8 protein-coding genes are annotated in these 9939 nt (G+C 64.8%); 6 read left to right on the top strand and 2 right to left on the bottom strand.

From position 1 onward, the window contains the following. Window positions 1-810: SDR family oxidoreductase (locus ACESNG_RS12915; RefSeq protein WP_373069275.1), on the top strand; the 810-nt coding region annotated here is incomplete at its 5' end. Window positions 811-819: 9 nt separating this feature from the next. Further along, entirely contained in the window at window positions 820-2109 is a 1290-nt protein-coding gene (locus ACESNG_RS12910) for a pyridoxal phosphate-dependent aminotransferase (RefSeq protein WP_373059425.1), read from the top strand. Window positions 2110-2188: 79 nt separating this feature from the next. On the opposite strand, the gene ACESNG_RS12905 is transcribed toward ACESNG_RS12910, so the two are convergent. Beyond that, window positions 2189-3064 (bottom strand): sugar phosphate isomerase/epimerase family protein, encoded by an 876-nt coding sequence (locus ACESNG_RS12905; protein WP_373059427.1) that lies wholly within the window; start codon window positions 3062-3064, stop codon window positions 2189-2191. Between the two features lie 87 nt (window positions 3065-3151). Here ACESNG_RS12905 and ACESNG_RS12900 point away from each other — a divergent pair, with 87 nt between their 5' ends. Genes ACESNG_RS12900 through ACESNG_RS12890 form a run of 3 tightly spaced genes read left to right on the top strand, consistent with a single transcriptional unit; the run spans window position 3152 to window position 8389 of the window. Continuing rightward, on the top strand, window positions 3152-5716 hold the full coding sequence (locus ACESNG_RS12900; RefSeq protein WP_373069274.1) for a prolyl oligopeptidase family serine peptidase: 2565 nt from the start codon (window positions 3152-3154) through the stop codon (window positions 5714-5716). A gap of 9 nt (window positions 5717-5725) precedes the next feature. Next, complete coding sequence (locus ACESNG_RS12895; protein ID WP_373069273.1) at window positions 5726-6307, top strand: YdeI family protein; 582 nt, start codon at window positions 5726-5728, stop codon at window positions 6305-6307. A 60-nt stretch (window positions 6308-6367) separates the two neighbouring features. Further along, window positions 6368-8389 carry a TonB-dependent receptor gene (locus ACESNG_RS12890; protein ID WP_373059431.1) on the top strand — a complete coding sequence of 674 codons (2022 nt, stop codon included), beginning with the start codon at window positions 6368-6370 and terminating at the stop codon, window positions 8387-8389. Window positions 8390-8804: 415 nt separating this feature from the next. On the opposite strand, the gene ACESNG_RS12885 is transcribed toward ACESNG_RS12890, so the two are convergent. After that, the gene (locus ACESNG_RS12885; protein WP_373059433.1) at window positions 8805-9233 is read right to left on the bottom strand and encodes an acyl-CoA thioesterase; all 429 of its coding nucleotides are present in this window, start codon (window positions 9231-9233) and stop codon (window positions 8805-8807) included. A gap of 48 nt (window positions 9234-9281) precedes the next feature. Here ACESNG_RS12885 and ACESNG_RS12880 point away from each other — a divergent pair. Further along, a partial coding sequence (locus ACESNG_RS12880) for an ATPase (protein WP_373069272.1) occupies window positions 9282-9939 on the top strand: 658 nt, incomplete at its 3' end.

Below are 9939 nucleotides of genomic sequence, written 5' to 3'. Positions count from 1 at the left end.
GTGCGGCGTCCGCCCGACTTCTACAAACACATGATGGAGGGCGAGACGGCGGCGCTCAGCAGCATGCCCGAACTGGTGCGTAAGCTGCTCGGTGCGTATGAAGGAGTGCGTGGCTATCACATGCTGCCCGGATCCACCGATGCGGAAGACGGTGAGATGCTTACGCCCAAAACGCTGCCGCGCGCGCTGGCCGAGGTGGCGGGCATGACGCACGCCGCCGCGCTGTCGCAGGTGGCGCTGTTGCCCGAAGAACATACCGATCGCGGGCACCTCTTCCCCGAAGGCAAGCTCGATCAGGATATGCAACAGGTCGATCTGCGCGACCGCAATTCGTGGCGATTGCTGATGCATGAAGTGCCGAGCGTGGAACTGCTGGAGGTGCAGCTGGTGAACGCGATCGCGCCGTTCCTGCTCAACGCGCGACTCAAGCCGCTCATGCTGCGCACGCCAAACCGCGACAAGCACATTGTGAACGTGTCGGCGGTGGAAGGACAGTTCTATCGCAAGTTCAAGACGACGCGCCACCCGCACACGAACATGGCCAAGGCCGCGCTCAACATGATGACGCGCACCTCGGCCGCCGACTACGAACACGACGGCATCCACATGAACGCGGTGGATACCGGATGGGTGACGGACGAGGATCCCGTGCACATCGCGGAGAAGAAGGTAGCCGAGCATCGCTTCCATCCGCCGCTCGACATCGTGGACGGCGCGGCGCGTATCGTCGATCCGATCATCAATGGTATCAACACGGGCGAGCACGTGTGGGGCAAGTTCCTCAAGGACTACACGCCCACGGACTGGTAGCGCTCACAGATGGCCGAACCCACGCAGTCGTTGCCGATCGATCGTCCTGCCATTCCGGGATTCCGCCCCGTGCCGCACACGGGCGTCATCTACGTCATGGACCGTGCGCGCCAGTTGGGCTTTCGCCCGGGAAGCACCGAATGGTGCAATCTGGGACAGGGGCAGCCGGAAACGGGCCCCTTGCCGCACGCGCCGCCACGGCCGGCCGACGTGCACATCTCGTCGGACGACTACGAGTATGCGCCAGTGGGTGGCATGGAGGGGCTACGACGCGCCGTCGCAAACCTGTACAACGCGCGCTATCGCGTGGGGAAAGCCTCGCAGTATGGCCCCGAAAATGTGTGCATCTGCGGTGGTGGCCGTGCCTCGCTCACGCGTGTGGTGGCGTCGCTCGGCAACGTGAACCTGGGGCACGTGCTCCCCGACTATACGGCCTACGAAGAGCTGCTCGAGATATTCGGTTCGTTCAGCGCGATCCCGTTGCTGCTCGAACCGGAAACCGGTTACGCGCTCTCCACGCGTGATCTGCGCCGCGAGATCACCGGCCGCGGACTCGGCGCGCTGCTGATGTCGAATCCGTCCAATCCCACCGGACGTGTCATGCGCGGCAGCGCGCTCGCGTCGGCGGTACACGAAGCGCGTGATCTCAAGTGTTCGCTCATTCTCGATGAGTTCTACTCGCACTACCTGTGGGATGAGGCCTTGGTCTCGGGCACCACGGTGAGTGCCGCCGAGTATGTGGACGATGTGAACGTCGACCCGGTCGTGATTCTCGACGGCCTCACGAAGGGCTGGCGCTGTCCCGGCTGGCGCCTGAGCTGGATCATCGGTCCGGCCAGCGTGATCGACGCGGCCACCAGTGCCGGCAGTTTCCTGGACGGCGGCGGCAATCGTCCGCTGCAGGACGCCGCGTGCGAGCTGCTGGAGCCGTCACGCGCACGGTCGGAGGTGATCGCCATTCACGAAGCCTTCGCCCGCAAGCGTCGGCTGTTGGTGGACGGCCTGCGCGCTGCCGGCCTCACGATCGAGCACGAACCCGATGGTGGCTTTTATGTGTGGGCCAGCGTCGCTTCACTGCCGGCGCCGCTGAACGAAGGCGACGCGTTTTTTGAATCCGCGCTCAAAGAGTACGTGATTACGGTGCCCGGAAGCTTCTTCGACATCAATCCCGGTAAGCGCCGCGCCGATCACACATCGCGATTTCGGCAATATCTGCGCTTTTCGTTTGGCCCCGACGAAGCCAGCGTCACGACCGCCGTGGAACGGATCAAGGCCATGGTCGCGCGCGCTAGCGCGTAGGAACAGCAACCGCAAAAATAAAACTGGTTCACGCGAACTTCGCGCGAACGCAGTGGCTGTTGTAGTTGTAGTTGTAGTTTTAAAGGTTCAGCCCGCGCAGATACTCGAAGTTCGCCTTAGCACTCGCCAGTTCATCAGCGGCGCCTTCCTGCTCCACGAAGCACGGCTTCTTGGCCAGGTCGGGCACCGCCGCAAGAAACGCCCGCAGATCGAACGTGCCGGCACTGAGCTCCGTATCTTTGATGTGGTCGGCCACGACGTTCTTCAGGTGAAACGATCCGATCCGGTCCTTGTAGCGGCTCAGGAAGTCCAGCGGATCGCCGCCGCCCATCAGCATGTTGCCGACGTCGAGCTGGAAGCGCACGAACTTGGGCTCTGTGCGCTTGAGGAACAGCTCGAGCGGAAACTCGCCCTCGACCTTTCGCTGGTGATCCGGCTCGTTGTGCAGCGCGAGCCAGATGCCAGCCCGACGCGCCTCTTCGCCGGCCACGTTGAAGCGGTCGGCCCAAATTTTCCAGGCATTTATGGATCGCTTCGTTTCACTGGGAAGGCTGGGCACCACCAGGTACTGGTGTCCAAGCAGCTTCGCGGTGCGCAGACTCTCCGACCACTCGCTGAGCAGCGTTTCGGGGGCGATGTGGGCCGAGGTCGCGGTGAGCCCCTCGGCCTTGAGCGTCGCCTTCACTTGGCTCGGCGAGCGATCGAAATTCTTGAAGCTCCAGAGGAGCTCCACGTCGGTGTAGCCGATGGCGCGGATCGCGGCCAACGTTTTCTCCGGGTTCTCCTTCATCGCCTTGCGCACGGCGTACAGCTCGAGACCGATCCGGTCCAAACGGCCGGCGTTGGCCGCCGCGCCACTGGCCCCGGCGGCGCGGGAAGAGAGCATCGCGCCGGCGCCGAGGGCACCAGTGCCAAGGGCGGCGAGGAAGGAGCGACGGGGCATCGGGTTCGTCATGTCTTGAGGTTACCGGCAAAGAGCTGAACGCGCGACAGTGCGGGCGCGTAAACTTTCCGTGAGTCTCTCCCACCCCCGGAGCCGAGCATGTTTGTGATGTCCCCCCGTCGGGCCACGTCCCGTCTGTCTATCGCGCTGGTCGTCGCAGCGCCTGCGATTTTGCAGGCACAGAATTCCAGCACCGGTTGGGATGCGCAACAGATCCTGCGCACCGAGTCGTTCGTAAAGCCCCCCGAGAATCTCGTGCGGATGATCACGACGCCCCGCGTCGATATCTCCTTCACGAATGCGAGCCCCGATCGTCGCTGGTTCCTGCGCACCTCGGGCAGTGATCGCGGCGACATCAAGGCGTACGGCGCACCGCACCTCTGGCTTGGTGGCGTACAGGTCGACACGCGGGCCAATCGCGCGCGGTCGCTGACCACCAGCAATCGCAACGGCCTCACGCTCGTGGACCCGAAGACCGGTACCACGCGCGCCATCAGCGTGCCGGCCGGGGCGTCGATTTCGTCGCCGGTGTGGTCGCCGCGCGGTACGCATGTGGCATACATCGCGAACTTCCCGACGGGCTCGTACGTGTACCTCGCTGATATCGCGAGCGGCAAGTCAGCACAGCTGTCGCGTCGCGCGCTGCTGGCCACGCTGGTGACCACCATCGAGTTCACGGCCGACGGCCGCGTTATCGCGGCGGTACTGGTGCCGGAGAATCGCGGCGCGGCTCCCGAGCACGGCGCCGGCGGCATCGAAGACGGACCGCAGGTGCGGCTCACCGACGCGCGCGCGGTACCGCAGCCGGTGCATTTCAGCCTGCTGCAGGATCCGCATGACAAGGCCCTGCTTACGTACCACACGAAAGGCCAGCTCGCGCTGATCGACGTGAACAGCAAAGCGGTGCGTGCGATCGGCGCGCCGGCCACGATTCGCGATATCGATGCATCGCCCGATGGGGCCCTCGTGCGCGTCACGCGCATGACCGAGCCGTACTCCTATCTCGTACCTGCATCGAGCTTCGGGTCGGTCGAAGAGCTGTGGGACGCCAACGGCCGTGTGATCACCACGCTTGCCACGACGTCGTTGCGCGAAGGCGCGCCGGCCGACAACGGTGACGCGACCGTGGCACGTCGCGGACTTGGCGCCGATAGTGCGAAGCGCAACATCCAGTGGAACCCCATCGGGACGGGACTGCTGTACGTGCAGACGGGGAAGATCGTGCAGTGGCAGGCGCCGTTCGGAGTGAACGACACCACGGTGCTGTATCGCGGCAGTGCGCAGCTGTCGACGGTGTTGTACAGCAGCGACAGCAGCACGATGTTCGTGACCGATAGCGGTGCCACGATCGCGGTGCGCGTGAAGGACACGTCCAAGCGCTACAACCTCGGTCGTACCGTGTCGCTGCCGGCTGCGATTGTGGGTTTCGGAGGTGGTGGTGGTGCGAGCCGTGGCGCTGTGGACTCCACGCAGGGCTCGGTGTTGCTGCGCACGGGCGCTGGCGGACGTCGCTACGTGCTGCTGGCCAAGGACAGCAAGTCGATCGCGCTTGCCGGTACGCGTGCGTACGGGGCCAAATGGGTCACGCAGGCGCCGCGTCCCTGGGTCGACAAGCTCGATATCGAATCGAAAGCCCGCACACGCGTGATGGACAGCCCAGCGAACATGTACGAAGAGTTCGTGGCGCCGCTCGACGACGACCTGTCACAGTTCATCGTGACGCGCGAGTCGAAGACCACCATCGTCGACGCCTGGCTGCGCATCGCCGGCAGCACTGACGCCAAGAAGCTCACGACCAATCTCGACGTCGCCCCCGAAGTGACCGGCGCGCAGTTCAAGCGACTCGAAGTCACACGCCCGCGCGACGGCACCAGGTTCTGGGTCGAAGTAACGGTGCCTCGCGACTGGAAGCCCGGCACCAAGCTGCCCGGTGTGATCTGGTTCTACCCACGCGAGTTCACCAGCGCGCAGGACTACGATCGGTCACGCTTTTCCACGAACATCAACAAGTTCCCCGAAGTCCCGTCGGCGCGTCCGGCCACCGCCACCAAGCTGTGGGTCAGTCAGGGCTACGCGTTCATCGAACCCGATATCCCGATCTTCGGCGATGCGGGCAAGATGAACGACAACTACACGCGCGATCTCAAGGAGAATCTCGACGCCGTGCTCGACGCCGTGGTGGAAGCCGGCTTCGTGGATCGCGACAAGATGGGCATCGGTGGTCACAGCTACGGCGCGTTCAGCACGGTCAACGCGCTCACACTCATGCCGAACTTCAAGGCGGGCATCGCCGGCGACGGCATGTACAACCGGACGCTCACACCCTTCGGCTTCCAAGGCGAGCGCCGCAATTTCTATCAGGCCCAGGACACGTACCTCGACATGTCGCCGTTCCTCCGGGCCGACAAGATCTCCGGTGCGCTCCTCATGTATCACGCAATCGAAGATCAGAATCAGGGTACCGATCCGATCAGCTCTCGCCGCATGTTCCTCGCCCTCCAGGGACTCGGCAAGCAGGCTGCGCTCTACATGTATCCCTACGAAGATCACAGCGTGGCCACGTATGCCAGCGACCTCGATCTGTGGGCGCGTTGGGTGGCGTGGATGGACACGTATGTGAAGAACCCGAAGCCGGCGCAGGCCAAAGCGGCACTCGTTCCGTAAGTTTCCGTGGTGACGACGCCACCATCTCCGCACTACTTCGCCAGCGCCGACGACTTCCGGCTCTGGCTCGAAACCGACCACGATTCGCATAGCGAGTTCGTGGTCGGTTTTCACAAGGTCGGAACCGGCACGCCGTCCATGTCGTGGACGGACTCGGTGTGCGAGGCGCTCTGCTTCGGCTGGATCGACGGCGTGCGACGGCGCGTAGACGAGGCGCGCTATTCCATCCGTTTCACGCCGCGGAAAGCGGGCAACATCTGGAGTGCCGTGAATCTGCGGCATGTGGAGACGCTGATCGCCGACGGCCGTATGCGCCCAAGTGGGTTGGCCGCCTACCGCGCGCGCACCGACGCCAAGTCGAATGTGTACGCCTTCGAGCAGGCCGAGGTCGCGTTCTCGGTCCACGACCTCGCGCAGTTCGCCACGACGCCGCACGCGCTCGCGTTCTTCGACCAACAGCCACCGTCCTATCGGAAAACGGCCACGTGGTGGGTGATCAGTGCTAAGCAGCCGGCCACGCGCGCCAAACGGCTGTCGCAACTGATCGCCTGCTCGGGGAATGAAGAGCGGCTCCCGCAGTACCGGCGCTAAGATCGGGTTCGCGTAAAGAGCCTCCTTGCGTCAAGGTTTAGTCTTGCCTAATTTTGGTTTATGCCAAAGCGATTTCGGATTATTCGTACGCTCACGACTTACGCTTTGCTCGCGACAGCCCTCTCGGCGACGGCTCTCTCGGCCCAGCGCGCCCCCGCCGACAGCGCCAAGCGCGACACGAGCGCTCGCGCGCTCCCCACGATGCAGGTCACCGCGACGGCGGTGGCCACCGAGGCCCGCCGCATCGCCCAACCCACGGCCCTGCTGAGCGGCGCCGACCTCCGACGCGCGAATTCCGCCTCGCTCGGCGAAACGCTCCAAGAGATTCCGGGCATCCGGTCGCTCTCCATGACCACCGGTATCGGGAAACCCGTGATCCGCGGCCTGACGAACAATCGCGTGGTCACACTCGCCAACGGCCAGCGCACCGAAACGCAGCAATGGGGGCACGATCACTCCCCCAACGTGGAATCGGCCGACGCCGAACGCCTCGAGGTCGTGAAGGGACCGGCCAGCGTGTTGTACGGCTCCGACGCACTGGGCGGCGTCGTTAACGTCGTGCGCCGTCCACTGCCGATCGCCGACAACGGTGCGCGTGTCACGCGCGGCCGTGTCGCTACCGCGTGGAACAGTGCCGCGCATTCGCCGTCGCTCACATTGGTGGGTGAGGGCGCGAGCCCCCTGGGTGCGGGCTCACTCGGTTGGCGTGTCAGCGGCACCGGACGCCGTGCACTCGACCTGCGTACACCGAGCGGCATCGTGTCGAACACCGGCAACATCACCGGCTATACCGAAGGAGCACTGGGCTGGCAGGGGGCGCGCGCCGATGTCACCGGCACCGGTTCGCTACGCGATGAGCGTATTCAGGTAGCCGACGACCCGATCACCGAACCGAACTACACCGGTCGTCAGCAGATTCGCACGCTGCGCGGCACGCTCGACGCCAACGTGCGCCGCGACGGTCAGCGCCTGCAGTTGCAGGCCGGCTTCGAACAGAATCGGCGCGCGGAGTTCGGCGATGAGCGCACGCAGGACGTCGCACTCGGACTCCTGTCGCGCTCGGCCTCGGGGTTCGCACACTGGCATCATACGCCGATCTTCGGCGCCACCGGTGTGTTCGGCCTGGCCGTGCAACACACGCGTTTCACCACCTTCGGCAACGAAACGCTGATTCCCGACAACACGGCCCGATCACTGGGCGTCTACGCGCTGGAAACGCGCACCATCGGCGAATTCGCCCTGTCCGCGGGTGCACGCCATGATTGGCGCACACTGTCTACGCCGGGCAACCGCGTGCTCGAACTCGGGGCCACCGATCGCGCGTTTTCCGCCACCACGGGCACGCTCGGTGCCGTGTATCGCCCCACGTCGCCGTTGTCGGTGGCCGTGAACGTGGCGCGTGGATTCCGCGCACCGAACGCGTCCGACTTGTTCGCCAATGGCTTTCACGAAGGCACGCGCGCCTTCGAGATCGGTCGCGCGGATTTGCGGGTGGAGTCGAGCGTGAACGTCGACGCCGCGCTCCGACTGCATACCGCTCGCGTGACCGGTGAACTCACCGGCTACGTGAATCGCATTCGCGATTACATCTACCTCACGCCCGTCGGCATGCCCGGCCGCGCCCTGGATTCGCTGCAGATCGAACAGGGAAACGCGCGATTGGTCGGCGCGGAATTGGGAGTAGCGGTTTCACTCTCACGCACGCTGTCGCTGCAGACCACGGCCGACCTCGTACACGCCACGAACACGAGCGACGACACGGCCCTGCCCTTCGTGCCGCCGCCACGCGCCATGCTCACCTTACGCTGGGACGAGCGAGCGCCGGGCCGACATGCCTCGCTCTCGAGCGAGTGGAATACCAAACAGACGCGCACGTTCCGCGACGACTTCGCCCCGGCGGCGTGGCACGTCGCGTCGGCGTCGGCCGGATTGAGCCGTCTCACACCGCGTGGCCTCGTGTATGTGGACGTGAGCGTACGGAATCTGTTCGACACGCGCTACCGGGATTTCATGTCCCGCTACAAACACTTCGCGGACGCGGCAGGACGCGCCTTCGTGGTACGCGTTTCGGCTGATCTGTAACGTGCGCGTGGGTTGAGATCGTGGTGCGTTTACGCTGCGTTCTGTGAAACGACGCTTGCATCCGGGACCGGCATGCGGGTCGGGCGCGTGGTCTCCCCTTCGCGGCTTTCATGCGTGGGGATGGCCACGCGCCGTGTAGCCGTCTCCCCCCCCCGCGCCCTCGCCCGTGCATCCGACACGTGCGCGGCCATCCCCTCACCACCGGCGTGTCCGCTCGGGACGTTTGGCGCACCCCTTGCCGCGGCACCGGCATCGTGCGCGTGCGCTCCGCCCGGGACTGTCACCGCCAGGGCGCGACGGGGGTCCCTGCAGCCGCCTCTGCGGGGGAGGGGCCGGCGCCGGAGCGAAGCGACGGCGCGCGGCCATACCGAACGCCACACCACGCGGCCACACCAAACTCCACTCCGTTGCGGCGTTACGCCGGGTGCATATACGCCGCAAACAGCGCGACCATATCGGGCGGGATGCGCGTGATGCGTCCCGTATCGCGGGCCAGCAGTGTCCAGAGCGACCGGGCACGGGCCAGCACGTGGTCGTCGGCGGTCCGCACGATTTCCGTGTGTCGTTCGAAGCGCCGGGAATCGACCGCGCCGATCCACGTCCGCGCCATGATCGCGTCGCCCAACACCGCCTCCCGCCGATAGTCGATTTCGTGCCGCGTGGCCACCCAGCCATACACGGCCTTCATCGCGTCCGAGGCGCTGGCGTTCCAGTGGGCCAGCGCTACGTCGAAGATCCAACGCAGGTACACCACGTTGTTCACGTGGTCATTGTCGTCGATATCCGCCGGCAACACCGTGATCGGGATATCGAACACCTGCAAGCCATGTTTGGCGAACGACATTCGGGGGGAGGGGTTGAGGTCCTTGGAGCTGGAGCGGAACTTAGCACGATGCGATTCTCATCGGGACGAACCCTCCGCGAACAGCTCGCCCATGCCGTGACCTTTTTCGGCATGTCCGGCGTCGGCAAGACGTCCCTCGCCGGGCTGCTGCAGAAGCACGACTGGTTCCAGTACTCCGTCGACTATCGCATCGGCACGCGATACATGGACGAGCATATCGTCGACAACTTCAAGCGGGAGGCGATGCGTAATCCCTTCCTGCACCAGTTGTTGCGCTCGGACTCGATCTACATCCGCTCCAACATCTCGTTCGAAAATCTGAGTCCACTGTCGACCTATCTCGGCAAACCGGGCGATCCGGAGCGAGGTGGTCTGTCGTTCGACGAGTACCGGCGGCGTCAGGGGCAACATCGCGTGGCCGAGATCCGGGCGCTGCTCGACGTGCCCCAGTTCATCGAGCGCGCGAAGGAGATCTACGGCTATTCGCATTTCGTCTGCGACTCCGGTGGTAGCCTCTGTGAAGTGGTCGATGCGCACGACGCGCAGGATCCCGTGCTGCGCTGTCTCGCCGATCACACGATGCTTGTATACATTCGCGGCACACCGGAGCACACGCGCGTGCTGGTGGACCGATTCCGCGCGCATCCGAAGCCGATGTATTACAACCCGGCGTTTCTCGACGCGAAGTGGGCCGAGTACAAAGCGC

The sequence above is a fragment of the Gemmatimonas sp. genome, from assembly GCF_041689975.1.
Taxonomy (GTDB): Bacteria; Gemmatimonadota; Gemmatimonadetes; order Gemmatimonadales; family Gemmatimonadaceae; genus Gemmatimonas.
Note: the sequence above shows the minus strand (reverse complement) of the source record. Positions and strands in the feature narration are given on the sequence as shown.